Origin of the sequence: Denitrificimonas halotolerans (assembly GCF_034259425.1) — a bacterium.
Taxonomy (GTDB): Bacteria; Pseudomonadota; Gammaproteobacteria; order Pseudomonadales; family Pseudomonadaceae; genus Denitrificimonas; species Denitrificimonas halotolerans.
In genome coordinates this window covers 1-403 of sequence record NZ_JAXIVU010000053.1, presented here as the reverse complement: position 1 = coordinate 403, position 403 = coordinate 1, and the positions used below count along the sequence as shown (strand labels likewise).

General features: G+C 39.0%; 1 rRNA gene. It reads right to left on the bottom strand.

Annotated features, from left to right (window positions below):
- Positions 1 to 325: 325 nt before the first annotated feature.
- Positions 326 to 403: ribosomal RNA gene (locus tag TOI97_RS13235) — 16S ribosomal RNA — on the bottom strand; the annotation flags it as partial.

The window sequence follows — 403 nt, the reverse complement described above, 5'->3', positions numbered from 1 at the left end:
CCACCGTATGCGCTTCTTCACTTGACCATATAACCCCAAGCAATCTGGTTACTGTCTATAACGTGAAGAGCGATATTACGCCGAAAGTTCGCAATTAAAAAACTCACAAACTTTACCTTAGCCTAAATGATTACCAGTGAAAGTAATCATTCAGTCTTTTTACTTCTATCACATACCTAATTTTTAAAGAACAGTTCTGATAAAGATCAGAAATCAATATTCAAGCGATCAACTGAATTGAAAGTTAAATATTCACTTCTAAGCTTTATACAGTTCGAATCAAGCAATTCGTGTGGGTACTTATGAAGACGTTGATGTCTTCGATTAAGGAGGTGATCCAGCCGCAGGTTCCCCTACGGCTACCTTGTTACGACTTCACCCCAGTCATGAATCACACCGTGGT